21 protein-coding genes are annotated in these 24,149 nt (G+C 65.1%); 9 read left to right on the top strand and 12 right to left on the bottom strand.

What is annotated here, in order from left to right:
* Nucleotides 1-83 precede the first annotated feature (83 nt).
* Both KY465_RS02360 and KY465_RS02365 read right to left on the bottom strand, forming a co-directional pair.
* Nucleotides 84-1,973 carry an ABC transporter ATP-binding protein gene (locus KY465_RS02360; protein WP_219158046.1) on the bottom strand — a complete coding sequence of 630 codons (1,890 nt, stop codon included), beginning with the start codon at nt 1,971-1,973 and terminating at the stop codon, nt 84-86.
* 84 nt (nt 1,974-2,057) lie between these two features.
* Nucleotides 2,058-3,908, bottom strand: coding sequence for an ABC transporter ATP-binding protein (locus tag KY465_RS02365; protein WP_304650922.1), 1,851 nt, complete (start codon nt 3,906-3,908; stop codon nt 2,058-2,060).
* Nucleotides 3,909-4,077: 169 nt separating this feature from the next.
* On the opposite strand from KY465_RS02365, the gene KY465_RS02370 reads away from it, so the two are divergent.
* On the top strand, nt 4,078-4,566 hold the full coding sequence (locus KY465_RS02370; protein ID WP_219158051.1) for a tRNA (cytidine(34)-2'-O)-methyltransferase: 489 nt from the start codon (nt 4,078-4,080) through the stop codon (nt 4,564-4,566).
* Nucleotides 4,567-4,573: 7 nt separating this feature from the next.
* Here the strand turns inward: KY465_RS02370 and KY465_RS02375 are convergent, their stop codons facing one another.
* Entirely contained in the window at nt 4,574-4,846 is a 273-nt protein-coding gene (locus tag KY465_RS02375) for a hypothetical protein (protein ID WP_219158053.1), read from the bottom strand.
* A 193-nt stretch (nt 4,847-5,039) separates the two neighbouring features.
* Between KY465_RS02375 and hemF the strand changes: the two genes are divergently transcribed.
* Together hemF and KY465_RS02385 are read left to right on the top strand one after the other, a co-directional pair.
* Nucleotides 5,040-5,948, top strand: coding sequence for an oxygen-dependent coproporphyrinogen oxidase (gene hemF, locus KY465_RS02380; protein ID WP_219158054.1), 909 nt, complete (start codon nt 5,040-5,042; stop codon nt 5,946-5,948).
* Nucleotides 5,949-6,112: 164 nt separating this feature from the next.
* Nucleotides 6,113-6,313 (top strand): DUF1059 domain-containing protein, encoded by a 201-nt coding sequence (locus KY465_RS02385; protein ID WP_219158057.1) that lies wholly within the window; start codon nt 6,113-6,115, stop codon nt 6,311-6,313.
* Between the two features lie 53 nt (nt 6,314-6,366).
* Here the strand turns inward: KY465_RS02385 and KY465_RS02390 are convergent, their stop codons facing one another.
* The 3 genes from KY465_RS02390 to KY465_RS02400 are packed head-to-tail and all read right to left on the bottom strand — an operon-like array spanning nt 6,367 to nt 8,932.
* Nucleotides 6,367-7,647: a CCA tRNA nucleotidyltransferase gene (locus KY465_RS02390; protein ID WP_219158059.1), complete on the bottom strand. Its 1,281-nt coding sequence runs from the start codon at nt 7,645-7,647 to the stop codon at nt 6,367-6,369.
* Nucleotides 7,644-8,309: a CoA pyrophosphatase gene (locus KY465_RS02395; RefSeq protein ID WP_219158061.1), complete on the bottom strand. Its 666-nt coding sequence runs from the start codon at nt 8,307-8,309 to the stop codon at nt 7,644-7,646. Before KY465_RS02395 ends, KY465_RS02390 begins: the two co-directional genes overlap by 4 nt.
* On the bottom strand, nt 8,306-8,932 hold the full coding sequence (locus KY465_RS02400) for a DUF1285 domain-containing protein (protein ID WP_219158063.1): 627 nt from the start codon (nt 8,930-8,932) through the stop codon (nt 8,306-8,308). Before KY465_RS02400 ends, KY465_RS02395 begins: the two co-directional genes overlap by 4 nt.
* A 338-nt stretch (nt 8,933-9,270) precedes the next feature.
* On the opposite strand from KY465_RS02400, the gene KY465_RS02405 reads away from it, so the two are divergent.
* The 4 genes from KY465_RS02405 to KY465_RS02420 are packed head-to-tail and all read left to right on the top strand — an operon-like array spanning nt 9,271 to nt 16,206.
* Nucleotides 9,271-10,239: an AAA family ATPase gene (locus KY465_RS02405; RefSeq protein WP_219200741.1), complete on the top strand. Its 969-nt coding sequence runs from the start codon at nt 9,271-9,273 to the stop codon at nt 10,237-10,239.
* A 3-nt stretch (nt 10,240-10,242) separates the two neighbouring features.
* Nucleotides 10,243-11,160 carry a DUF58 domain-containing protein gene (locus KY465_RS02410; protein WP_219158065.1) on the top strand — a complete coding sequence of 306 codons (918 nt, stop codon included), beginning with the start codon at nt 10,243-10,245 and terminating at the stop codon, nt 11,158-11,160.
* Nucleotides 11,157-14,126, top strand: coding sequence for a DUF4159 domain-containing protein (locus tag KY465_RS02415; protein ID WP_219158067.1), 2,970 nt, complete (start codon nt 11,157-11,159; stop codon nt 14,124-14,126). The genes KY465_RS02410 and KY465_RS02415 overlap by 4 nt, the downstream gene beginning before the upstream one ends.
* Before the next feature lie 13 nt (nt 14,127-14,139).
* A complete protein-coding gene (locus KY465_RS02420; protein ID WP_219158069.1) occupies nt 14,140-16,206 on the top strand; it encodes a hypothetical protein in 2,067 nt (688 codons plus the stop codon).
* Between the two features lie 13 nt (nt 16,207-16,219).
* On the opposite strand, the gene KY465_RS02425 is transcribed toward KY465_RS02420, so the two are convergent.
* Nucleotides 16,220-16,726, bottom strand: coding sequence for a GNAT family N-acetyltransferase (locus KY465_RS02425; protein ID WP_219158071.1), 507 nt, complete (start codon nt 16,724-16,726; stop codon nt 16,220-16,222).
* Nucleotides 16,727-16,954: 228 nt separating this feature from the next.
* Here KY465_RS02425 and KY465_RS02430 point away from each other — a divergent pair, with 228 nt between their 5' ends.
* Nucleotides 16,955-17,944 (top strand): glutathione S-transferase family protein, encoded by a 990-nt coding sequence (locus KY465_RS02430; protein WP_219158073.1) that lies wholly within the window; start codon nt 16,955-16,957, stop codon nt 17,942-17,944.
* Between the two features lie 21 nt (nt 17,945-17,965).
* Here KY465_RS02430 and KY465_RS02435 read toward each other — a convergent pair whose 3' ends face one another.
* The 3 genes from KY465_RS02435 to KY465_RS02445 form a co-directional block, all read right to left on the bottom strand.
* Nucleotides 17,966-18,727, bottom strand: coding sequence for an ABC transporter permease (locus KY465_RS02435; protein WP_219158074.1), 762 nt, complete (start codon nt 18,725-18,727; stop codon nt 17,966-17,968).
* On the bottom strand, nt 18,724-19,662 hold the full coding sequence (locus KY465_RS02440) for an ABC transporter ATP-binding protein (protein WP_219158076.1): 939 nt from the start codon (nt 19,660-19,662) through the stop codon (nt 18,724-18,726). Before KY465_RS02440 ends, KY465_RS02435 begins: the two co-directional genes overlap by 4 nt.
* 107 nt (nt 19,663-19,769) lie before the next feature.
* Nucleotides 19,770-20,276: an NUDIX domain-containing protein gene (locus KY465_RS02445; RefSeq protein ID WP_219158078.1), complete on the bottom strand. Its 507-nt coding sequence runs from the start codon at nt 20,274-20,276 to the stop codon at nt 19,770-19,772.
* Nucleotides 20,277-20,330: 54 nt separating this feature from the next.
* On the opposite strand from KY465_RS02445, the gene KY465_RS02450 reads away from it, so the two are divergent.
* Complete coding sequence (locus tag KY465_RS02450; protein ID WP_219158080.1) at nt 20,331-21,254, top strand: metallophosphoesterase family protein; 924 nt, start codon at nt 20,331-20,333, stop codon at nt 21,252-21,254.
* A gap of 42 nt (nt 21,255-21,296) precedes the next feature.
* On the opposite strand, the gene KY465_RS02455 is transcribed toward KY465_RS02450, so the two are convergent.
* Both KY465_RS02455 and leuA read right to left on the bottom strand, forming a co-directional pair.
* A complete protein-coding gene (locus KY465_RS02455; RefSeq protein ID WP_219158082.1) occupies nt 21,297-22,082 on the bottom strand; it encodes an alpha/beta fold hydrolase in 786 nt (261 codons plus the stop codon).
* Between the two features lie 107 nt (nt 22,083-22,189).
* Complete coding sequence (gene leuA, locus KY465_RS02460; protein ID WP_219158084.1) at nt 22,190-23,902, bottom strand: 2-isopropylmalate synthase; 1,713 nt, start codon at nt 23,900-23,902, stop codon at nt 22,190-22,192.
* Between the last annotated feature and the right edge of the window lie 247 nt (nt 23,903-24,149).

Consider the following 24,149-nt stretch of genomic DNA (forward strand, 5'->3'; position numbering starts at 1 on the left):
TGCGCGGTTTCTAAGCGGGATGCGAAAAGAAGTCTAGACCACAGGAAACAGAAGGTCACTATGTCGCAAATATGCCGCCCGCCTCAGTCCCCTGACCGCTCCGTCACAGGCGCGTCCGCGCCGTCGCCGAGAAAGCCGCCCGACTGGCGTTCCCACAATTCCGCGTACAGCCCGCCACGCGCAACCAGCGCCGAATGCGTGCCGCTCTCGACAATCCGGCCGCCATCCATCACCACCAGCCGGTCGAGTCGCGCGATCGTCGACAGCCGGTGCGCAATGGCGATCACCGTCTTGCCGGTCATCAGGCCCTCGAGATTGTCCTGGATCGCCGCCTCGACCTCCGAATCCAGCGCCGAAGTGGCCTCATCAAGCACCAGGATCGGCGCATTCTTCAGCATCACCCGTGCTATGGCGATGCGCTGACGCTGTCCGCCCGACAGCTTGACCCCGCGTTCGCCGACATGCGCATTGAGGCCGCGGCGGCCGCGCTGGTCGACAAGATCAGCGATGAAACCGGCCGCCTCCGCCTGCCGCGCCGCCGCCCAGATTTCGGCATCGCCAGCTCCGGGGCGTCCGAAGGCGATATTGTCGCGAATCGAGCGGTGCAGCAGCGCGGTATCCTGGGTCACCATGCCGATCTTCCGGCGCAGCGATTGCGGCGTGACGGCAGCAATGTCCTGGCCATCGATCAGGATCTGGCCGGAATCGAGGTCGTAAAAGCGCAGGAGCAGATTGACCAGGGTCGACTTGCCCGCGCCGGAACGACCGACAATGCCGATCTTCTCGCCGGCGGAAATCGTCAGGCTGAGATCTTCGATCACCGGCAGATCATGGTGATAGCCGAAAGCGATCCGATCGAAGACAATCTCCGCACGCGGCGTTTCCAGCCCGGCAGCGTCCGGCCGGTTGGTCAGCGTCACCGGCTGGGCAATCAGTTCCGCTGAATTCTGCACCGTGCCGAGATTGCGCATGATGCCGTTGAGCTGCGTCATCATGCGGCCGAGCAGCATGTTCAGCCGCAGGACCAGCCCGAGCGTGAACGCCACGCCGCCCGCTGTTATCGCACCGGCCAGCCACAGATCGATCGACAGGAAGGCGATCATCGAAATCATCGTTCCCGACAACAGCGCCAGCGAGGAACGGACACCGGTCAACAGCCGCGCAAACGGCCGCAACGTGTTCTGGAAGCGCTCGAAACCGTCGCGGATATAGGCATCATTGTCGTCCTCGCGTCCGAACAGCTTCAGCGTCTGGATATTGCTGAAGCTGTCGACCAGCCGCCCGTTGAGCATCGAGCTGGCTTCCGCGGTCTGCCGCGCATGGCGCCGGATGCGCGGCACGAAATAGCGCGCCAGAACCGCGAAAACCCCGATCCAGACAGCCACCACCGCCGCCAGCCGCCAATCAAGCTGGCCAACCAGCATCAGGGTCGACACCGTGTAGATCGCCATGAACCACACCACCTGCAGGAGCGACGTCATCAGATCGCCGCTGGCCTGGCCGGCCGACCACACCTTGGTGACGATCCGCCCGGCAAAGTCGTTCTGGAAAAAGGTCAGCGATTGCCGCGCCACATGCGCATAGGCCTGCCAGCGCACCAGATTGAAGAAATTCAGAACGATGATCTGTTCCTCGATCAGCGCGCCCAGCGCCACTACGACGAACCGTCCGACAAGCACGGTGGCCGCCATCAGCGCCAGTTCCGGGCCATACAGCGTCAGGAAACCGGACCAGCCCGCCTCCCGCTCGGCCATTGCCAGCATGTCGACCAGGCGGCCGACGAAGTAGAACAGCGCCGCTTCCAGCACCGCCACCGCGCCGCCGAAAAAGGCCATGCCGGCAAATGCGCCCTTGGCCTGGCGCACATAGTGCCAGACGAATGCAAGCGTTCCCGCAGGCGGCTGCAGATCGCCCTTCCGGCCGAATGGCGTGATGCGCTCTTCAAAGAACCGGGCGATTCGGGTGACGTTCATGCCCGCACATATAGATGCTTTCGAGCGTCGACCAAGACCGCCGGCCAAGACCCCCGCCAAGACGGTTGGCTGAGCGATCCGCGGCTAGCGCGCCGCGGCAGCCGCCTGGCTGTCGTTGATGAAGCCGCCGGACTGACGCGCCCAGAGTTCGCTGTACAGCCCGCCGGCGGCGATCAGATCCGTGTGCGTGCCGGTTTCGACAATGCGGCCCTGATCGAGAACCACCAGCCGGTCCATCTGCGCGATGGTCGACAGCCGGTGCGCAATGGCAATCACCGTCTTGCCCGCCATCAGGTCGAACAGGTTTTCCTGGATCGCCGCCTCGACTTCCGAATCGAGCGCCGATGTCGCCTCATCGAGCACCAGGATCGGCGCATCCTTCAAGAACACCCGTGCGATCGCAATGCGCTGCCGCTGCCCGCCGGACAATTTGACGCCGCGTTCGCCGACATGCGCATCAAAGCCCGTCCGCCCCGCCGGATCGGCAAGCCCGGCGATGAAATCGAGAGCCTTCGCCTTGCGCGCCGCCTCGATGATCTCCGCCTCGTCAGCTTCCGGCCGGCCATAGGCGATGTTCTCGCGCACCGAACGATGCAGCAGCGATGTGTCCTGTGTCACCACGCCGATCGCCGCCCTGAGCGATTCCTGCGTCAGTTCGGCCACATCGTGGCCATCGACGAGAATGCGGCCGCCCTCGAGATTGTAAAAGCGCAGCAACAGATTGGTCAGCGTGGTCTTGCCGGCCCCGGACCGTCCGACCAGGCCGACCTTTTCGCCCGGCTGTACAGTCAGCGACAGGTCCTCGATCACACCATGCGCCTTGCCGTAGTGGAACCGCACGTGGTCGAAGCGGATTTCGCCGCGCGCCGGACGCAACGCTCCCGCGCCCTCGAGATCCACCACCTCCTGCGGCTGTGACAGCATTGTCATGCCGTCCTGCACGATGCCGATGTTCTCGAACAGGCTTGAGACCTCCCACATGATCCATTGCGACATGCCGTTCAGGCGCAGCGCAAGGCCGATGGCAATGGCGATCGCCCCAACCGACACCGCGCCATTCAGCCAGAAGCCGATCGCCAGCGCCGAGACGAGAAACACGAGCAGCGAATTGTTGAGATAGACCAGTGTTTCGAACATGGTCACCTTGCGCATCTGCCGGTGCACGGTCGAAAGGAAGGCATCCATCCCCTCGCGCGCATAGTTTTCCTCGCGGCGCGCATGCGAGAACAGCTTGACCGTCGCGATATTCGTGTAGCTGTCGACAATGCGCCCGGTCATCGCCGAGCGGGCGTCCGCCTGCGCCTCTGAGATCCTGCTCAGCTTCGGCACGAAATAGAAGATCAGCGCCAGGTAAACGGCCAGCCACACCAGCATTGGCAGGGCCAGCCGTAGGTCGGAGCTGCCGACCATCACCACCATCGCAATGAAATAGACGCCGACGTAAACCAGAACGTCGAGCACCTTCATCACCGCTTCCCGCATCGACAGCGAGGTCTGCATCACCCGTGTCGCCACGCGCCCGGCAAATTCGTCGGAAAAGAAGGTCAGGCTTTGGCGCAGCAATTGCCGGTGCATGCGCCAGCGCGTTGCCATCGCGTAATTGCCGAGCAGCGTCTGGTGCACGATCAGCGAATCGAAAAAGATCGCCAGCGGCAATCCGATCAGCACCAGGGCGGCCATCCATGCCAGCCGACTGCCCTCGCGCGCGAGAAAATCGTCCGGATCGGCGGCGGCAAGCCAGTCGACGATCGAACCGAGAAAACCGAACAGCATCACTTCGCCAATCGATATCAGCGCCGTCAGCACTGCCATCGCCAGCAGCCACGGCGCCGCATCGCGCGAATAGTGCCAGCAGAACGCCAACAGACCCTCAGGCGGAAGGCCTTGCTCGGATTGCGGATAGGGATTGATCCGTCGCTCGAACCATCCGAACAGGGTCATGTCGCGCGTTCCTTGATACCGGGTTGCGGCTGATCGCCGGTCAATGTCACACCGCCCTCTAGCATGCGTATTCCGGTCCCTCCACTCTCGCAGGCGCGCCGCCGCCGCTGGTCCACCGCCCGAGGCTGTTCGAATCGCCCGTTCTGTGACAGGAACACCCTTGATGAGCCGTCCCGCCCTCGCCCTTTACCAGCCTGACATCCCCGGCAATACCGGCGCCATATTGCGTCTCGGCGCCTGCCTCGATCTCGATGTGCATCTGATCAAGCCGGCTGGCTTCGATTTGTCCGACAAGGCCCTGCGCCGCGCCGGTATGGACTATCTCGCGATCGCCGCCCTGATTGAACACGTCTCCTATGCCACCTTCGACACTTGGCGCCGGGCGACTGGGCGGCGACTGGTGCTGGCCACCACCCGCGCCAGCACCTCCTGCCACGATTTTGCAATGGCGGCGGATGACATCATCCTGTTTGGCCGCGAAACCGCCGGCGTCCCCGATCAGATCCACGATCAAGCCGATGCCCGCATCACCATTCCGATGCGCCAGGGAGCCCGTTCGCTCAACCTTGCCCTGTCGGCGGCCATGATCTCCAGCGAGATCATCCGCCGCTTCGGCATACCACCGGACCCGTCACCGCAGGGTCAAACCTGAGGTTCGTCTAGTCGGCGCTCGGCAGCCGGCGCATGGTGAATTCGATGCGCGCATCAGGCAGTTCGCGCCAGCTCTCGACTTCTGTCCAGTAGGCGGCCTTCGGCCAGCTGTCGAACCACTCACGCGCCTTGGCACGCGCCGCCTGCCGCTCCAGCAGATAGGTTTCGCGGATGAACCCGGTGGACTCGCTGCGATCGCGCTTCGAGGACGGCGTGGCGCGCGTCTTGCGGATTTGCTGACGCAGCCCTTCAAGGGGCGGTGATGGGTGCTTTTGACGCATGTCGTTTCATTCCCGCTCAGGACAATATAAGGCGGCATGATCGCGCCGGCCAGTCAGCGCTGCGGCCCGCCCGTGGGCGAACCCCGCCGGCTCAAACGGCTGTTGACGGGCTCGCGGCAATGCTATGAGGCCTGCCGAAGACCTGAGACCGGGCTTTGCCTGAGCCGGCAAGCCGGTCCCCTGAGAGGATTTTATGCAACGTCCCGACCTGCCCATCGACATTCCCGCCGATATCGAAACCAAGAAGCAGACCGCCCGGCGCTGGTTCGAAGCCCTGCGCGACAGCATCTGCAACAGCTTTGAAATGCTCGAGGCGGAAGTGGATCATCCGCAGATGCGGGGCGATCCGGGAAAGTTCGTGCGCACTCCGTGGCAGCGCGACAACGACACCGGCGGTGGCACCATGTCGGTGATGAAAGGCCGCCTGTTCGAGAAGGTCGGCGTTCACACATCGACCGTGCACGGCGAGTTTTCGGAGGAATTCCGCGCCCAGATCCCCGGCGCCGAAGAGGACCCGCGCTACTGGGCCTCGGGCATCTCGCTGATCTGCCATCCTGTCAGCCCGCATGTGCCGACGGTGCATATGAACACCCGCATGGTCGTCACCACCCGCCAGTGGTTCGGTGGCGGTGCCGATCTCACCCCGATGCTCAATGATCGACGCACCCAGGACGATCCGGATACGCGCCTGTTTCATCGCGCCATGCAGATGGCCTGCGGGCGTCATGCCGTGGCCGACTATCCCAAGCTGAAGGAATGGTGCGACAGCTATTTCTTCCTGCCGCATCGCGATGAACCGCGCGGCATCGGCGGCATCTTCTATGACTGGCTGCATTCGATGCCGCCCGAAGGCGGCTGGGACGCCGATTTCGCCTTCACCCGCGATGTCGGCAAGGCGTTTCATGTCGTGTATCCGAAAATCGTCCGCAACAACTGGCAGACACCGTGGAACGACGATGAGCGGGAAGAACAACTGGTGCGCCGCGGCCGCTATGTCGAGTTCAATCTGCTTTATGACCGCGGCACCATTTTCGGCCTGAAAACAGGTGGCAATGTCGATTCCATTCTCTCATCGCTGCCGCCGGTCGTGCACTTCCCCTGACCGTTCCATCCGCGGCGGAAAAATGCTATACTCGGCCTCGCCGGAAGGCGTCTGTTTCACGCTGGCGCCCCCGGCCATCGCTGGCGGCATGCTTTGACGCAGCCGCCCCGTTCAACGTGGCGCGCCGGTCCATGCGGCGCGTTCGAGAAACAAGCGAGGCAGCCATGAAAAAATTCGAATGCGGTATGATTGTGCCCGGGTGTCACTGGCAGACACGCGCGGCCACCGATGCCGATCTCGTCGCCCGCGCCGTCGAGCACATGCGCCAGGCCCATGGTGAAACGATGATCCGTGAAACGCTCGTCAAGCGGATCAAGACGGCGATCGCGGACGATCGTGCCACGGAGCGCGACGCCGCCGCCTGATTATCGAGGCCGGCGGGCCCACAACGCGCAATGGATGACCGGGTGGGCCCGTCTCAGGGCATGTCCAGCATCGTCTTGAGCAGGCTGTCCCGGTCGAGGCTGAAATTGCTGTCGATCCATCGCGCCTCGCCGGCCTTCAGCCGCGCGCCGATCGTCTCCCCCGGCGCCATCCCGACCGCGAGCAGATCCTTGCCGCTGACCGGAAATTGCGGCCGCTTCCAGGCCCGCGCTCGCTGCAACTGGCCTTTCAGATGGCCGAACGCCGCCATCGCCGCGGCATTGGGCTCCTCAGGCCGTGCTTTCAGCGTGGCGAGCGCGACGGTCAGGCGGTCGATCACCGCCGCCGCGCCATGAAGGTACAATTGCCGGTCCAGTGCCGTGCCCGCCAGAGCCGCATCCGCCGCCGGCGCATTGGCCCAGGCAACAAGACGCGCCGCCTCAGCCTTGCTCAGTTTCAGGCGCACCGCCAACTTCGCGAGCCGCTCGGCATCGGGCGGCAGCATGGCCATCAGGCGGATCATCGGGTCAATGTCGAGCGCCAGCGCTTCTTCCAGCTCGACAAGCCCGGCAATCGCATCAATGCCCCATTTCTCGGTTTCCGGAAGAAGCGCCGTGAGAATGCCGCTTTGCCGCATCCACAACAGGGCCCGCCCCGGCGACGGCGCCGACAGCAGGACCTTCAGCTCCTTCCACACCCGCTCGGCCGACAATTTGCCGAGCGTGTCGCGCTGGCGCACGCAGGCCTTCAGGCCTCCCGCATCGGGCCGCCCGCCGCCGTACCAGGCAAAGAACCGGAAGAAGCGCAGGATCCGCAGATGATCCTCGACAATGCGCTGCTCGGCATCGCCAATGAAGCGGATGGTGCGCGTCTTGATGTCAGCCAGACCGCCGGTCGGATCGAAAATGCGCCCCGCGCTGTCGGCGTAGAGCGCGTTGATCGTAAAATCGCGCCGCGCTGCATCTGCCGCCCAGTCGGCACCGAAGGCCACTTCCGCGTGCCGCCCGCTCGGCTTCACATCGGTGCGCAGGCTGGTCACCTCGAAGGGCTGCCCCTCAATGACCAGCGTCACGGTGCCGTGCTCAATCCCCGTCGGCAAAGCCTTGATGCCGGCCGCACCGGCACGCCGCATTACCTCATCGGGCAACAGCGTCGTCGCCATGTCGATATCGGCAACCGGCGCGCCGAGCAGGGTGTTGCGCACCGCCCCGCCAACCACACGGCCTTCGCCGCCATCGGTGTTGAGCAGACGAAAGATGCTGCGCAGCCGCTCGCTCTCGAACCAGCTTTCGCCGGCGACGCTGCGGCCTGTCGGCCCGCTGTCGGCACCACTCATGAATAAAGCCTTTCATACAGGGTGCGGATGATCCCGGCCGTGACGCCCCAGATATGATGCCTGGAATAGGGAATCACATAATAGTGCCGCTCCGCCCCTTCCCAGACCCGGCTTTCGCGCCGGTGATTGTCCGGGTTCATCAGGAAGGACAGCGGCACTTCGAAGACTTCATCAACCTCGTGCGGATTGACCACCAGCGAGAAGCCGGGCCGGACCACCGCCAGCACCGGGGTGATCGAGAATCCGGACGCCGCCAGATAGTGCGGCAGCTCGCCGACAATCTCCACATGCGCCGGATCGAGGCCGATTTCTTCCTGCGCCTCGCGCAGCGCCGCATGCGCCGCCGATGCATCCTCGGGATCAATCGATCCGCCGGGAAACGCCACCTGCCCCGAATGCTTGCGCAATTTGATCGTGCGCCGCGTCAGAAGCACTTTCGCGCCGCCTTCCGCGTCGTCTGCCCCGTCAACGACGGCAATCAGTACGGCCGCATCGCGCAGGCTGCGGCTCATCAGGCTGCGCACCAGCGGCCTGTTGAGCGCATGGTCGCCATGCGCCAGGAATGCCGGACCGGGGCCGGCGATCTCGCTGGCCGGATGATGATCTTTGGCGCGGCGGCGGAAATCCGCCGCATCGAAGCGGCATGTACAGGGCGCGCTCACCGGTCTGCGGTGTCCTGCACGGCGGCCATGTCCATCACCGGAAACACTTCGCCGCACGAGCGGATGGCAAACATCATGCGGCCGTCGATCTCCACTTCCTCACCGAGCCCCATCAATTCATGGGTCACCGCCCGGCTGATCAGGGCATCCAAGCGGCCCCGCACCCGGATATAGGGTTTTAGCTGATCATCCTTGCCGGTCACGACAAAGCGCAAGGGATGCTCGGCGTCAGCCCGCACCACGTCGCCGACATTGGTGCGAAAGGTCAGCACCGGCTGCCCGGCCTCCTCGCTGCGTGTCATCTCCACGGCCACAAAGTGCGCATCGACGACGCGAATGGCAATGCGCTCCACCGGCGTGACGAGATAGGTCACGCCATCCTCGTCCTTGCGCAACACCGTCGAGAACAACCGCACCAGGCGCGCCCGGCCGATCGGCGTGCCCATGTAGTACCAGGAACCGTCGGCTCGGATCTCCATGTCGATCTCGCCGCAATGTTCCGGGTTCCACTTGTCCACCGGCGGCAATCCGTCGGCGCCGGCGTTGCGGTCATCCGCCGCCCGTTCGATCAGTCCTGCTAGGCCGGGAGGTGCTTTTTCTGCCATTGAACTCAATTTCGCCATTGTGCTGCGCCGCAATCGCGGAAGACTCGATGCTGGTAACGAGATAGTCAAGTCGGCACCACTTGTCAGCCTTGATGCAGCGGCTACTGTCGGTTTTGGCAAATCAGCAGCCCGTGCACGGCGAAAAGGCCCTGGATGACAGGCTACGGGCTGATCCCATCGACCCCCGGCCGGCCTGTTGCACCGGCCCCGGCCAGCAGACGGAGATGCAGAGCGATCTTATGGAAACACCCCCCTCATCCCCGCAGAGCGCCGCCGATATTGGCGGGGTTTCAAACGATACACCGGGCGACTCGACAACCGGCGCTGCGCCGGCTGCTGGCGAGGCCAACGCCGCCATGATTGCCGCCGCGGAGGCAGCGCTCGCCGATATTGCCGCGATCAGGCAGGCCGTCTCCGAGGTGATTTTTGGTCAGGAAGAGGTCGTTGAGCGCACGCTCCTGGCGGTTTTGTCTGGCGGTCACGCGCTGCTTGTCGGCGTTCCGGGCCTGGCCAAGACCAAGCTGGTCACCACCCTCGGCACCGTGCTCGGGCTGGACTCCAACCGCATTCAGTTCACGCCGGATCTGATGCCGTCCGACATTCTCGGCTCCGAGGTCATGGACCAGGATGACACCGGCCGCCGCTCCTTCCGTTTCGTCTCCGGCCCGGTGTTCACGCAGCTGTTGATGGCCGATGAAATCAACCGCGCCTCACCGCGCACCCAGTCTGCGTTGTTGCAGGCGATGCAGGAATACCATGTCACCGTAGCCGGCCAGCGCCACGACCTGCCGCAACCCTTTCACGTTCTCGCCACCCAGAACCCGCTGGAACAGGAAGGCACCTACCCCTTGCCCGAAGCGCAGCTTGACCGCTTCCTGTTGCAGGTCGACGTGCCCTATCCCGAGCGCGAGGCGGAACGCCGCATTCTGCTCGAGACGACAGGTGGCGCCGAGGCCGTTGCCAGCCCGGCCATCACCGCCCGCCGCCTGACCGAGATCCAGGCGCTGATCCGCCGCATGCCGGTACCCGACAGCGTGGTCAATGCCATCCTGGCGCTTGTCCGCTCGGCCCGGCCGGGGCATGGCAATGCCCGCACCGACGCCACCGTCGCCTGGGGCCCGGGACCGCGTGCCGGGCAGGCAATGATGCTGTGTGCCCGCGCCCGCGCCCTTTATGACGGTCGTCTCGCCCCCTCGATCGATGATGTCCGCGCCCTCGCCGAGCCGGTGCTGCAGCACCGCATGGCGCTGACATTCGCCGCCCGCGCCGAGGGCACCGGCATCCGCGACGTGATCGCCAGCCTCGCCGCCTCCGAGGCGCTCTGAACGATGGCTCCGATCGGCCGCACCGTTGACCCCGCTTTCCGGCTGGATGTGCTTGCCCGGGCGCAGGCGCGCGCCGGCTTGCTGCCCGATTGCCTGGCCGAGGCGCGGCGGGTTGCCAATACGGTGATTGCCGGCTGGCACGGTCGCCGCAAGCGCGGCATCGGCGAGACCTTCTGGCAGTTTCGCCCGCATGTCGAGGGCGAGTCCCATTCGCGCATCGACTGGCGCCGATCGGCGCGCGATGACCATCTTTATGTCCGCGACCGCGAGTGGGAGGCCGCCCACACCGTCTGGCTGTGGGCCGATCCCTCCCCCTCGATGCGCTATCAAAGCGAGATGGCGCTGGTCTCGAAGGAAAGCCGCGCGCTCGTTGTCATGCTGGCGATGGCGGAAATCCTGTCGCGCTCCGGCGAGCGCATTGCCTGCCCGGGCGTGATGGACCCGGTGGCGGCCCGCAACGGCGCCGAACGCCTCGCTTTGGCACTCGCCCATGCGGATATGGACAGTCTGCCGAAGCAGCCGGAACTTGGCCGCATCAACCGCATGAGCGATGTGATCCTCGTCTCCGACTGTCTCGATGACGAATTGCTGTCCGCCTGCATCGCCCCGGCCGCCCAGCGCGGCATCCGCGGCCATCTGGTCGAGATCTTCGACCCCGCCGAGGAGCGTTTCCCCTATACCGGTCGCACCGAGTTTCGCGATCCCGAAACCGGCGCTACTCTGACCGCCGGGCGCGCCGAAACCGTTGCCGATGACTATCGCCGGGCCTGGAACAATCGCCGCGCCGCGCTCGCTGCATCGGTCCGCCACAGCGGCTGGAGTTTCCTCGCCAACGCCACCGACCGCCCCGCTTCCGAGGTTCTTGCCGCCCTGCATGGGCGTCTCTCGGGCACCCCCGTCAGCCGGACCGATGCGACATGAGCGCTCTGCCGCTGGCCTTTGGCGCCCCGCTGCTGTTGTTCGGCCTGCTGGCGCTGCCGGTGATCTGGTGGCTGTTGCGCATGACGCCACCGCGGCCCCAGCGCGAGGCCTTTGCCCCGCTGCCGATCCTGGCGCGGGTGCTCAAAGCCGACCATACCCCGGCGCACAGCCCATGGTGGCTGACCGCCCTACGTTTGTTGGTCGCGGCGCTGATCATCTTCGCCCTCGCCGAGCCGATCCTCAACCCGCGGTCGCAGACCTTGTCGCGCACCGGGCCGCTAGTCCTGATGATCGATAATGGCTGGGCCGCCGCGCCGGACTGGAGCGAGCGGGTTGAAAGCGCCGAAGCGCTGCTTGCCGAGGCGCGCGAAGCTGAACTTCCGGTCCTGATCGCTTTTACCGCCGAACGCCGCCATGAACCGACCCCGACGACGGCCGAGGCCGCGCTCGAGCAATTGCGCGCCGCCGAGCCGCGATCCTGGCAACCGGCGCGGGCGTCGGCCGTCGACGCCATCATCACCGCTCTGGCCGATACCGCGCCCGGCACCATTGCCATCCTGTCGGACGGCGTGGCCGAAGGTCAATCCGCAGCAGCCGATGAGCAGACCACCGCCCCCGATGACGATGCCGCCGCCTTTGAGCGCCTTTTCGCCCTCGGCGCGTCCGACATCCAGATCTTTGCACGCACCGGCAGCGCGCCCGTCGCCCTGACAGCGGCCAGCAACGCGGCCAACGGCTTCGAGGTAACTGCCGCACGCCTGCCCGAAGCGGGGGCCCGCGACATCACCCTGATTGCCCGTGACAACCGCGGCCGCGATGTGGCGCGTGGCGCGTTGACCTTCGCCGCCGGCGAGATGACGGCATCCGGCCGTCTCGATGCGCCGTTTGAGCTGCGCAATGACATCGCGCGTCTCGAAGTCGTCGCCGCCCGCACTGCAGCCGGTGTGCGGCTGATCGATGACAGCGCCCGCCGCCGCCGCGTCGCCCTCATTTCCGGCGCCCCCGCTGACCAGTCGCAGCCCTTGCTGGCGCCGCTCTATTACATCGACAACGCCCTTTCGCCCTTCGCCGAGCTGCGCCGCGCCGACAGCGCCGATCTTGCCATTGCCGTGCCGAAATTGCTGGCCACCAATCCCAACGTCATCATCATGGCCGATATCGGCGTTCCGCAGACGATCGGCGCCCCCTCCGAGCTGTCTCCCTCGGCTTCGGCCGACACCTCGGCCTGGCCTGCTGCACTCTCCGAGTGGGTCCGGCGCGGCGGCACGCTCATCCGTTTTGCCGGGCCGCGCCTTGCCGCAGCAAGCGGCGACGATCCGCTGATCCCCGTGCGCCTGCGCCGCGGCGAGCGCGAGCTAGGCGGCGCCTTGTCCTGGGACGAACCGCAGCCTTTGGCCGCCTACCCGACCGCCGGGCCGTTCTCCGGCCTGCCGACACCGGGCAATGTCACCGTCAAGCGGCAGGTGCTTGCCGAGCCATCGGCGGATCTGGCGGCCCGCACCTGGGCTTCGCTCGCCGACGGCACACCGCTGGTCACCGCCGCGCCGCGCGGCGATGGGCGCATCGTCCTGTTCCATGTCACCGCCGAGGCCGGCTGGTCAAACCTGCCGATCTCCGGTCATTTCGTCGAGATGCTGCGCCGCATCGTCCAGCTCTCCAATGTCTCGCGCGCCACCATCGAGGCGCAAGATGCCAGTGCCTCGACATCATCGGACAGCGCCGCCGGGCAGGCACTCCTGCCCCCCTGGCGATTGCTCGATGCCAGCGGGCGCCTGGTGCCGGCGAACGGTGACGCCCGCCCGCTCGATCTCTCCGCCGCCCGCCCGCAGCCCGGCCCCGACAGTCCGCCCGGCCTTTACGGCAACGAGGATGGCCATGTCGCGCTCAATCTCTTCGCGCCGGGCGAGAGCCTGCGGTCCCTCGTCATTCCGGCGCCCGCCGCTCCCCTCACACGCCTGCCAATCGGCAGCAGCGAGACTATCCCGCTGACCCCTTGGCTGTTCGCCGCGGCCCTGTTCGGCCTGATCGCCGACACGCTGATCGTTCTCATTCTCGCCGGCGGCCTGTCGCGGTTGCGCTCCCGCGCCGGCCTGCTCCAGCGCTCGCGGGTGGCCCTCGCCCTTCTCGCCGCCCTTGCTGTGAGCCTTGTACCCGCCTTGCAGCCGGCCAGCGCCCAGCAAAATGCAGGTGCGCCGGCTGCCGCCAGCGACGCCCGGGCCGGCGACGCGCATATTCTCGAGCAACTGGACACCACGCATCTGGCCTATGTCCTGACCGGCGATGACACCGTCGATGCCACGAGCCGCGCCGGACTGGACGGGCTGTCGACCTATCTCGCCAACCGCACGGCGCTCGAGCCCGGCGCCGCCGTCGGCGTCGACATCGAGCGCGACGAACTGGCCTTCTACCCCTTGATCTACTGGCCAATGTCGGAACAGGCTCCGTTTCCGACAGAGGCGGCCATCAGCCGCATCGACGCCTATATGCGCAGCGGCGGCTCGGTTCTGTTCGACACCCGCGACCGCATCGACAGCCTCGGCGCCGGCACCACAGGCCCCACACGCCGCCTGCAGATCATCCTCTCCGGGCTCGACATCCCGGCTCTCGAGCCCGTGCCCTCGGATCACGTCCTGACCAAGGCATTCTACCTGCTCGACACCTTTCCCGGCCGCTATGCCGACGGCCCGCTATGGGTCGAGGCGATTGGCGAGGGCGGCCCTGACGGCGACCGCCCGGCACGGGGTGGAGACGGCGTCTCCTCGATCCTGATCACCGGCAATGATCTCGCCGCCGCCTGGGCGCAGGACGCTGCCGGCAATCCGCTTTTCGCCACGGTGCCGAACGATCCCTGGCAGCGCGAATACGCTTACCGGGCCGGCGTCAACATCGTCATGTACATGCTGACCGGCAACTACAAGGCCGATCAGGTGCACATTCCCGCCTTGCTCGAGCGGCTCGGGCAATGAGGAGCGCAAGCCGATGACGCTCAGTTTCGCGCCGCTTCTCCCGCAGTCTCTAATAGTTGCCCTGGCGCTGGCCGCGGCGCTGCTTGCGGCTGCCGTCCTTTTCGCCCGCCCGCGCGGTGCCGTCCTGCGTCTCGCGGCTCTTGCCGCGCTGCTGCTTGCCCTCGTCAACCCGGTCGTCAATTTCGAAGACCGCGCGCCGGTCGACAGCGTTGTCGCCATCCTCGTCGATCGCAGCCAGAGCCAGAGCCTCGCGGATCGCACCGCCCAGACCGATGCCGCCCTGGCAGGGCTGGAAGCGCAACTGGCGCGGCATCCGGGATTTGTCACCCGCATCATCGACTACCGCGACGACGCCGATGCCGACTCGCCCTCGACGCGCCTTTTCGAAGCGCTGGCCAGCGGCATTCGTGATGTGCCCGTCTCCCGCCTTGCCGGAGCCATCCTCATCACCGACGGCCAGGTCCACGATATCCCGGCCAGCCTCAAGGCAAGCGGCCTTTCGGTGCCGCTGCATGCACTGATCACCGGCGAGGCCGATGAGCGTGATCGCCGCATCGAGATCGTCAGCGCGCCGCGCTTCGGCATTGTCGGAGAACCCCAGGAGATCGTCTATCGCGTCACTGTCGATGGTGCGGATGACGCCGCCCTTGCCAGGCTCCCCGTGACCATCCGGGTCAATGGCGAGGACCGGGATGTCGCCGCCGCCCGCCCCGGCAGCAATGCCACGTTCACGTTTGAAGTGCCGCGCGGCGGCGATTCGATCATCGAGTTCATTCTCGAAAGCAGCCCCGACGAAATCACCACCGTCAACAACCGTGCCATCGCGCGACTGGAGGGCATCCGCGAGAACCTCCGGGTTCTGCTGGTCTCGGGGGCACCGCATGCCGGCGAACGCGCCTGGCGCAATCTTCTCAAATCCGATGCCGCCGTCGATCTTGTGCATTTCACCATTCTGCGCCCGCCGCAGAAACAGGATGGAACACCGATCACCGAATTGTCGCTGATCGCCTTCCCGACGCGCGAATTGTTCATCGAGAAGGTCGATGAATTCGACCTGATCATCTTCGACCGCTACCAGAACCGCGGTGTCCTGCCGGTTCTGTATTACGACTACATCGCCCAGTATGTCGCCGATGGGGGTGCGCTCCTCGTTGCTTCGGGGCCGGAACTCGCCGGCATCGAGACCGTGGCCGATACGCCGCTGGCCCCGGCACTGCCGGCGCGGCCGACGGGCGCTGTGACCGCCGAAGGATTCTATCCGCGTCTGACTGAAGCCGGTCGCCGCCATCCGGTCACCCGCGCTTTGCCGGGCAGCCGCGGCGAGACCCCCGACTGGGGACGATGGTTTCGCACCATCGATGTCACCAATGTCAGTGGCGATACGGTGATGCAGGGTGCTGGCGACGCTCCCCTGCTCGTCCTCGACCGCTATGGCAAGGGGCGCGTTGCAATGCTGCTGTCCGATCACGGCTGGCTGTGGGCGCGCGGCTTCGAAGGGGGCGGTCCGCATATCGCGCTGTACCGCCGCATTGCCCACTGGCTGATGCAGGAGCCCTCGCTCGAAGAGGAAGCGCTGCGCGCCGAGAGCCGTGGCCGCACGCTGCGCATCGAACGCCAGAGCATGGCCGACAGCGCCGCGCCGGTCACCGTCACAATGCCCTCAGGCGCCAGCCGGCAGGTGCCGCTCGAACGCGAGGCGGATGGCCTGTTCACGGCGGAGATGCGCATTGACGCCTTTGGCCTTGTCGAGGTCCGCGACGGCGAGCTGACCGCCTTGGCGCATCTTGGCGCTGTCGATGCGCCGGAGTTCCGCGCCGCCGTCTCGACAGAAGAGTTGCTGCAGCCCCTGTCGCGCCAGAGCGGCGGCACGGTGGCGCGGGTGGATGACGAAGCCGGCAACCTGCCGCAGATCCTGCCGATCCGCACGACCGGACGCGATGCCGGAGGCCGTCTGGTGCTGCGCGCCTCCTCCCAGACCGTGCTGCTCGGCGTCCGCTCCGTGCCGTTGCTGGCCGGTTTTCTCGGCCTCGCGCTCCTGCTCGCGCTTCTTGCCGGCACCTGGTTCCGGGAAAGCCGTTAGGTCGCGCCTGGTGTCAGCCGCGCTGGCGGTGACGGATTTCTCCCTCGAGCGCCGGCGCCTCGGCGCCGTTCAGGCAAGCGGCCAGCACCCGGCGTGGATCGACCGGGCCCGGCATCTGCAGGGCGCCGGGACGGATGACGGAAAAGCCCAGCGGCCCGTAATAGGGCGGATCGCCGATCAGGATGACCGCCTTTGCGCCGGCCTGCTCCGCAGCCGCGACAGCGATCCGCACCAGTTCCCGTCCGATGCCGAGATTCTTGTGCGATGGCCGCACCGCAAGGGGGCCAAGCAGATAGGCCGGAACAGGGCCGGCCAGGATCGGCGTCATGCGAACCGAGGCGATGATTTCGCCGCCGGACGCACACACATAGGACAGGGCCTGCTCGTACGGACCCTGCTCGCGGATGCGCTCGGCGGCACGCGCGAAACGCCCGGGGCCGAAGGCTTCCTCATTGATGATCTGGATGGCTGCATCATGCGATGCGTCTTCGGGCAGATAGGCGAGATCGGAGATGGACATGGCGGGATACCGAACAGAGAGAGGAGACAACACATGCGTCGGCGCGCCATAGGCGCGGCCGGAATCAGCGTCGTCGCAAGGTCCAGGTCTCGGTCAAGATCATCTCTCCGTTCCCTGCGCTCCTAGCAAACACCGCTGCGTGCGGCAAATGAAAAAGGACATTCCCGCCCGTGAGGGGGTGTGAAACCGGTCCACCAGACCTATCTTGCAGGCCAAAGGAGATCACCAATGGGCATGCTCGAGAACGGCGTCTGGAAGGACGTCTGGTATGACACGAAATCCACCAAGGGCCAGTTCAAGCGCTCGCAAAGCGCTTTCCGCAACTGGATCACCCGCGACGGCAGCGCCGGGCCAAGCGGCGAGGACGGCTTCAAGGCCGAGGCCGGCCGCTATCACCTTTACATCTCGCTGGCGTGCCCCTGGGCCCACCGGACCCTGATCTTTCGCCGCCTGAAAGGCCTCGAGGAGATGATCTCGCTGAGCATCGTTGACTATCACATGGGCGAGGAGGGCTGGTCGTTCAAAGCCCGCGATGGCGGCACCGGCGACACGCTGCTCGGCAAGCAGTTCCTGCATCAGGTCTATACCGAAGCGAAAGATGATTATACCGGGCGCGTCACCGTCCCGGTCCTGTGGGACAAACAGCGCCAGACAATCGTCTCCAATGAATCCGCGGAGATTATCCGCATGTTCAATTCGGCCTTTGCCGACATCGCGCCGCCTTCACCCGACTTCTATCCCGAAGCGCTGCGCGATGAAATCGACGCGATCAACGATGAGGTGTACAGCCACGTCAACAATGGCGTCTACAAGGCCGGTTTTGCCACCACCCAGGAGGCCTATGAGGAAAACGTCACCGCCTTGTTCGACACGCTTGATATGCTGGAGGAGCGCCTGTCAGGACAACGCTATCTCGTCGGCGAGCAGCTGACTGAAGCCGATTGGCGCCTGTTCACCACCCTGGTCCGGTTCGATGCGGTTTATGTCGGGCATTTCAAATGCAACATCCGGCGCATCGCCGACTATCCCAACCTGCACAACTATCTGCGGGAGCTCTACCAGATGCCCGGTATCGCGGACACGGTCGATTTCCTGCACATCAAGAACCACTATTACGGCAGCCATCCGACGGTCAATCCGACCGCCATCGTCCCGGTCGGGCCTGCCCTGCAGCTTGATGTCCCGCATGACCGCGCGCATCTGCCGAAAGCAGCCTGAGCCGCATTCGCGGCCGTCGCCTCACGAGCGGATCTTGAAGCCGGTGCGGAAGGTCCACCAGATGATGCCGAGACAGAGCGCCAGAAACAGCGCGATCATCATCAGGCTGATGGCGATATTGACGTCGGCCATGCCGAAGAAGCTCCAGCGAAAACCGGAGATCAGGTAGACGACGGGGTTGAACAGTGCCACCGTTTGCCAGCCCTCCGGCAGCATCGAGATCGAATAGAAGCTGCCGCCGAGGAAGACCAGCGGCGTGATCACCAGCAGGGGGACCAGCTGCAGCTGCTCGAAATTCTTCGACCACAGTCCGATGATGAAGCCGAACAGGCTGAAGGAGATGCAGGTCAGCGTCAGGAACGCAACCATTGCCGCAGGATGCTGGATGGTCAGATCGACGAAAAAGAACGCCGTGCCGAGAATGATCAGCCCGATGAACATCGATTTCGTTGCCGCCGCCCCGACATAGCCCAGCACGATTTCGATGAAGGAGACCGGCGCGGCGTTCACCTCATAGATCGATCCGATGAATTTCGGAAAATAGATGCCGAAGGACGCATTCGAAATGCTTTGCGTCAGGACCGACAGCATGATCAGCCCCGGCACGATGAAGGCGCCGTAGGATATGCCTTCGACTTCCTGGATGCGCGATCCGATGGCCGCTCCGAAGACAATGAAATAAAGGGACGTCGAAAGCACCGGCGAGATCAGGCTTTGCGTGATGGTACGGAAGAACCGCCGCATCTCGGAACGATAGATCGACCAGACCGCCTGCAGGTTCATGTCCGCGCCTCCGGTTTGTCCTCGATCAGGCTGACGAAGATGTCCTCGAGTGAACTTTGCCGCGTGTCGACATCCCTCAGCTTGATACCGGCAGCATTGAGATCATTGAACAGCGACATGATGCCGGTGCGTTCGCCATTCGCTTCATAGCTGTAGACCAGCGTGCAGCGGTCCTCCGACTGCGCGAGACTGTATTTGGCCAGCGTGTCCGGCAGGCTGGCGAGCGGCTCGAGAAGCTCGATGCGCATTTCCCGGTGCCCCATCCGGCGCACCAGCGTATCCTTGTCTTCGACCAGCAGGATCTTGCCCTTGCTGATGATGCCGACACGATCGGCGATCGCCTCGGCCTCCTCGATGTAATGCGTCGTCAGGATGATCGTCACCCCTTCGGCGCGCAGCTGGCGGATGACCTCCCACATGTCCTTGCGCAGTTCGACGTCAACGCCGGCCGACGGCTCGTCGAGAAACAGCACTTTCGGCTGATGGCACAGCGCCTTGGCAATCAGCACCCGGCGCTTCATGCCGCCCGATAGCTCCGACGTCATGCTGTCGCGCTTGTCCCACAGCGACAGCCGCCTCAGCACATTTTCGAGAAAGTCCGGATCGGCCGGCTTGCCGTACAGCCCGCGCGTGAAGCGCAAACCATCAAGCACCTTCTGGAACGGCTCGAGCGCGATCTCCTGCGGCACAAGGCCGATCAATGACCGCGCCGCGCGGTAATCGCGGATCGTGTCGTGCCCACCCACCGACACGCTGCCGGAGGTCAGATTGACCAGGCCGCAGATGATCGAGATCAGCGTCGTCTTGCCGGCGCCGTTCGGTCCGAGCAGCGCCAGGATCTCACCCTCTTCGATGCTCAGATTGACATCATCGAGGGCGCGGAAGCCGCCATCATAGACTTTCGAGACGTTCTCGACCTGGATGATGGAAGCCATAAAGTACCGGGGATTGTCGTTTGTCGGGGGGCGAATGCAGCGCCAATGTAACCGCTCGCCGGCGCGAAGCAAAGCACGATCGCAACAGCCGGGCCATGCGCCGCGAATTACCAGAAATCGGCATGCGGCGCGCCATCGCGCAACTCGTCAATCCGCCGCCGGGTGGCCGGCGTGACGCCCTCGGGCAAGGCATCGGGCGCGAAGAACCGTGCCTCGATGATTTCCCGGTCGGGCATCTTTTCGCGGATCTGCCGCACCGCGCACCGATAGAAGACGACATGGTCGCGCCGCGACATGCGCGCATTGAAGAACACCGCCAGCATCTCCGGTTCTCCGACAATCTCGAGGCACCCTTCCTCCAGAAGCTCCCGCCGCAGCGCCGCTTGGGCTGTCTGGCCGCGCTCGACGCCGCCGCCGGGCATGTGCCAGCCTCCCACATAGGAATGGCGCACGAGGAAGATCCGCCCCTGCGCGTCAAAGCACGCGGCCCGCACACCCAGCGTCATGCCGCGCGAGACGAAGAACCATCGATGCAGCACGAAGGTCAGCAAGCGTGCCCCCAGGCTGCGCTTCTCCGCCGGTGCCGACGCTGCATGTTGAGCGCTATCGCTCATATCTCCGGAAGACGCCGCTTGCCGCACGCCCGGCCCCCCGCTATGTGACGAAGCATGTTTCGGCTGGTTCATATCTCCGACGTTCATCTTGGTCCTCTTCCCCGCATCTCGCTGGCCGAATTGGCATCCAAGCGGATCACCGGTTACGTCAACTGGCGGCGCAACCGCCGCAAGCACATGTTCGGCACGACGCTCGAGGAACTGATCGAGGCGCTGGCTGAAACCGAACTCGATCATGTCGCCATTACCGGCGACCTCGTCAACCTCGCCACCAGTACCGAGATCGAGACGGTCACCAAGTGGCTTGAGACCAATTTCCTGCCCGAACGCACGACGCTGGTGCCCGGCAATCACGATGCCTATGTCCCCGGCGCGCTGAAACATGCGGTGAAGGCCTGGCGCCCCTGGTTGCTGTCGGGCGCTGAAGCGGAGCACAAAAAGCCGCTGTTTCCCTCGCTGACCGTGCGTGACAATGTCGCCCTGATCGGCATCTCCAGCGCCAATGCGTCGCTGCCCTTTCTTGCCACCGGCGATCTCAGCGCCAAGCAGGCGCGCCGCGCCGGCAGACTGCTCGCCGAAGCGGGCGAAAAAGGCCAGTTCCGCGTGGTTCTGATCCATCATCCGCCGGTCGAGGGCGCCGCCAGCTGGCACAAGCGCCTGAAGGGCATCAGGCGCTTCCGCCGGATGATCCGCAAGAACGGCGCCGAGCTCGTGTTGCACGGCCATACCCATCTCAATTCTCTCTACCACATCACCGTACCCGGAGGGGCGGAGGTGCCGGTTGTCGGCATCGCCTCGGCCAGCCAGTCGCCGGGGGCCCGCAAGCCGGCCGCCGCCTTCAATCTGTTCGAGATTTCAGGCAGTCCCGGCGCCTGGGAGCTGCGCCATCGCCGCTATTCGCTCGCGGAAAACGGCGTTGCCGTCGTGGAGAACACCACGGATCCGCGTACCGGCAGCGCCGATCCGCTGCTGCGCTGAGCATGTCCGCACCCCGCCACGGCGCCGATGCCGCCGGCCGTGTCAGCCAGTGCCGGATTGCCCGGCACGCATCGCATTGAGCAGGTCGGCAACGTCTTGGGGACATTCTTCCGGCAGCATGTGGCCGGCACCGGGCAGCAGGGTCACGCGGAAACTCGCCGGCAGCGTCTCGCGTTCCGGACAGGGCAGAACGCCATCGGCGGTGCCCCACAAGACTGCAACCGGCATCGCCAATGCGTCCAGTTGCGCGCGCGGCAGCACCCCCTGGCCGCGCTCGGGCCCGTCCGGAAACATCGCCGCGTAGGTCGCCTGCAGCGCTTCCAGCGCCCCTGGCCGACGTCGCCGCTCCACCTCGGCGGCCACGCCCGCTTGCGGCCATGCGACATTGCCTCCGGCCATGGCGGTCAACAGGGACTTCAGCGTCTCGCCGTCATCGGCCCGGGCAAACTGCTCCAGCAGCACGGCGTCGATCTCCGGCGCCATGCCGCCGGGCGCAATCAGGCTCAGCGAGACCACAGCCTCCGGCGCCCGCAGTGCAATCAGCGCCGCCACGGCGCCGCCCATCGAATGCCCTGCGAGGTGAAAGCGCTCGATCCCCTCCGCCGTCAGGGCCGCGAGGATCGCCTTGGCCATGCGGCCGGCACCGCCCGCGCCATCCGCGTTCAGCGACTCGCCGTGCCCCGGCAGATCGAACAGCACCAGTCCGCCATCGTCGCCAAGCAGCGGCAGGACGCGGTCCCACATCTGCATCGAGCCGCCAAAACCATGCAGGAGCACCAGGGGAACCCCCTGGGGCGTCCCCCTGCGGCAGAAATACGGCGCTGTCATAAACTCTCCTTCCACCGGCAATCACAAACTCTGTCATGTCCGGTGCAGCAACGAAACCCGGGGAAAATCGGGAGCTGTTGGCCCCCGACGCGCCCGGCGCCCGCCTGTCAGCCGGCTGACTGCCGTGCCAGGTAGAGATTGGCAGCCGAGATGATCGCCGCCAGCGACGCTGCCACGATATTGGTGTCGATGCCGACACCGAACAATTTGCCGGCCGGCGTTTCCATCTCCACATAGCTGATGGCCGCCGCGTTCGACCCGTGCTGCAGCGAGTGCTCGGAATAGTTGGCGACCGTCAGTTCAATTCCGAGATAGGCCGACAGGCCGTTGACGAATCCATCGATCGGGCCGGTGCCGCGCCCTTCGATCCGCACGCTCTTGCCGCCATCGGTGATCTCCGCTTCGACCATCCGCATCTGCTTGTTGCCCGCATCCGTATGCGACGTGTGCTCCGAAAACCGCAACCGCGCCTCCGGCTGATCGACATAACGTTCGATGAAGCGCTCATAGATCCGCTGCGAGGACAGCTCCTTGCCCTCCTCGTCGGTGATCCTCTGAATGTCTTCGCGAAATTCCGCCTGCAGCGCCCGCGGCAGCGACAGGCCGTAATCCTCCTGCATCAGATAGGCGATACCGCCCTTGCCGGACTGCGAATTGATGCGGATGATCGCCTCGTAGCTGCGCCCGACATCCTGCGGATCGATCGGCAGATACGGCACTTCCCAGTGCGGATCATTGGCCTTGCGGATCGACTTCATGCCCTTGTTGATGGCGTCCTGATGCGATCCGGAGAATGCCGTATAGACCAGTTCGCCGACATAGGGATGCCGCTCGGGAATCGCCATCTGGTTGGAATACTCATAGACCGCCTTCATGCGCTCGATGTCCGAACAATCGAGCTGCGGATCGACCCCTTGCGTGTACATGTTCAGCGCCATCGTCACGATGTCGACATTGCCGGTACGTTCGCCATTGCCGAACAGCGTGCCTTCAACCCGGTCGGCACCGGCCATCAGGCCCATTTCCGCCGCCGCGATGCCGGTGCCGCGGTCATTGTGCGGATGCAGCGAGATGATCAGATTGTCGCGCTGGTCGAGATTGCGGCACATCCACTCGATCTGGTCGGCATAGATGTTCGGCGTCGACATCTCGACGGTCGACGGCAGGTTGATGATCAGCTTGTCTTCAGCCGTCGGCTGAATGACCTCGATCACGGCATTGCAGATCTCCGCCGCCACCTCCAGTTCGGTACCCGTGAAACTTTCCGGCGAATACTGGAAGCGATAGCCGCCACCGGCCTTGGCCGCCATGTCGGTGATCATTTTCGCGGCATCGACGGCAATCTGCTTGATCCCCTCGACATCCTTGCCGAACACCACCCGGCGCTGCAATTCCGAGGTCGAATTGTAAAAATGCACGATCGGACGATGCGCCCCCTCGAGCGCCTCGAAGGTCCGGGTGATCAGTTCGGGCCGGCACTGCACCAGGACCTGCAGCGAGACATCTTCCGGCACATTGCCGTCCTCGACGCACCAGCGCGCGAAGTCGAAATCGGTCTGCGAGGCGGAGGGGAAACCGATCTCGATCTCCTTGAACCCCATTTCCAGCAACAGCTGGAACATTCGCGCCTTGCGCTCGTGTCCCATCGGATCGACCAGCGCCTGGTTGCCGTCACGCAGATCCACCGAGCACCAGATCGGCGCGTTTTCGATCTGCCGGGCCGGCCATGTCCGGTCATGCAGACCGACCGGCGGATAGGCGCGGTACTTGGCGCTGGCGGTCGGCATGCCGCGCCCTTCACTCATGGATCGTTGGGTCATCTCTTCTCTCGCTTTCGCTTCCGGGCCGGAGCCGCGCCTGCGGCTCGATCACGCCTCGGATTAAGGAACAATATTGGGAACGTGGCTTGCGAGGAGCTTGCACCTGCGGCACTTCGACCGCCGGACGCTCCTCAACGGGCCCGGCGATCGCCGCTAAGCGAGAGAAGAAGCAGGCCGCCGGGAAGAGCGCGCGCGGCTGCCACGGCCTGGGCGGCACGGGCAGCTGGGGCGGTCAATATGGCGACTG

This window comes from Neohoeflea coraliihabitans (assembly GCF_019334345.1).
In the GTDB taxonomy this organism is placed as follows: domain Bacteria; phylum Pseudomonadota; class Alphaproteobacteria; order Rhizobiales; family Rhizobiaceae; genus Pseudohoeflea; species Pseudohoeflea coraliihabitans.

Bases quoted from the DNA above. Each gene is read 5' to 3' on its own strand.
- KY465_RS02430 (WP_219158073.1), top strand. From the start codon at position 16,955: ATGGGCATGCTCGAGAACGGCGTCTGGAAGGACGTCTGGTATGACACG.
- KY465_RS02385 (WP_219158057.1), top strand. From the start codon at position 6,113: ATGAAAAAATTCGAATGCGGTATGATTGTGCCCGGGTGTCACTGGCAG.
- KY465_RS02375 (WP_219158053.1), bottom strand. From the start codon at position 4,846: ATGCGTCAAAAGCACCCATCACCGCCCCTTGAAGGGCTGCGTCAGCAA.
- KY465_RS02445 (WP_219158078.1), bottom strand. From the start codon at position 20,276: ATGAGCGATAGCGCTCAACATGCAGCGTCGGCACCGGCGGAGAAGCGC.
- KY465_RS02435 (WP_219158074.1), bottom strand. From the start codon at position 18,727: ATGAACCTGCAGGCGGTCTGGTCGATCTATCGTTCCGAGATGCGGCGG.
- KY465_RS02455 (WP_219158082.1), bottom strand. From the start codon at position 22,082: ATGACAGCGCCGTATTTCTGCCGCAGGGGGACGCCCCAGGGGGTTCCC.
- KY465_RS02390 (WP_219158059.1), bottom strand. From the start codon at position 7,647: ATGAGTGGTGCCGACAGCGGGCCGACAGGCCGCAGCGTCGCCGGCGAA.
- KY465_RS02440 (WP_219158076.1), bottom strand. From the start codon at position 19,662: ATGGCTTCCATCATCCAGGTCGAGAACGTCTCGAAAGTCTATGATGGC.
- KY465_RS02400 (WP_219158063.1), bottom strand. From the start codon at position 8,932: ATGGCGAAATTGAGTTCAATGGCAGAAAAAGCACCTCCCGGCCTAGCA.
- KY465_RS02415 (WP_219158067.1), top strand. From the start codon at position 11,157: ATGAGCGCTCTGCCGCTGGCCTTTGGCGCCCCGCTGCTGTTGTTCGGC.
- KY465_RS02425 (WP_219158071.1), bottom strand. From the start codon at position 16,726: ATGTCCATCTCCGATCTCGCCTATCTGCCCGAAGACGCATCGCATGAT.
- KY465_RS02420 (WP_219158069.1), top strand. From the start codon at position 14,140: ATGACGCTCAGTTTCGCGCCGCTTCTCCCGCAGTCTCTAATAGTTGCC.
- KY465_RS02405 (WP_219200741.1), top strand. From the start codon at position 9,271: ATGATTGCCGCCGCGGAGGCAGCGCTCGCCGATATTGCCGCGATCAGG.
- hemF (WP_219158054.1), top strand. From the start codon at position 5,040: ATGCAACGTCCCGACCTGCCCATCGACATTCCCGCCGATATCGAAACC.
- KY465_RS02410 (WP_219158065.1), top strand. From the start codon at position 10,243: ATGGCTCCGATCGGCCGCACCGTTGACCCCGCTTTCCGGCTGGATGTG.
- KY465_RS02450 (WP_219158080.1), top strand. From the start codon at position 20,331: ATGTTTCGGCTGGTTCATATCTCCGACGTTCATCTTGGTCCTCTTCCC.
- KY465_RS02370 (WP_219158051.1), top strand. From the start codon at position 4,078: ATGAGCCGTCCCGCCCTCGCCCTTTACCAGCCTGACATCCCCGGCAAT.
- leuA (WP_219158084.1), bottom strand. From the start codon at position 23,902: ATGACCCAACGATCCATGAGTGAAGGGCGCGGCATGCCGACCGCCAGC.
- KY465_RS02360 (WP_219158046.1), bottom strand. From the start codon at position 1,973: ATGAACGTCACCCGAATCGCCCGGTTCTTTGAAGAGCGCATCACGCCA.